The organism is Vibrio sp. 10N.222.55.C6, assembly GCF_041473395.1.
GTDB lineage: Bacteria > Pseudomonadota > Gammaproteobacteria > Enterobacterales > Vibrionaceae > Vibrio > Vibrio crassostreae_C.
Window position 1 is genome coordinate 1 of record NZ_JBFRSD010000178.1, and the last position, 339, is coordinate 339.

Sequence of the window (339 nt, forward strand, 5' to 3'; positions counted from 1 at the left end):
TGCAGGGTATAAACCACTGTTGCCAGGGGCTGTACCGTTGTCGCTATCATTATCACTACCACAACCCGCGATCAAAGTAGCGGTGAAGAGCGGTAACATTGCTTTGGCCAATGTAGAGCGTTTGAAGCTCTTCTTTTTGGTATTGTTGAAGGTATTTCGTAGAGAGATAATTTTATTAATATTTATGTTGTTCACGTTTTGATATCCATATTTCACTTTTTATGAAGATGAATATCCTAGCTTTAACCAAGGTCAACTATTTGTGATGGCAATGTATAAAGTTATTTTAAATTCGTAAATATAGGAAACCTAGTGTCAATATCACGCTTTGTATTTGGT

At 36.3% G+C, this 339-nt stretch carries 1 protein-coding gene; it reads right to left on the bottom strand.

The genetic code is table 11. The features are described 5' to 3' along the window. On the bottom strand, positions 1-195 hold a 195-nt coding region (locus tag AB4486_RS23120; protein ID WP_372118853.1), incomplete at its 3' end, for a hypothetical protein. Positions 196-339 lie beyond the last annotated feature (144 nt).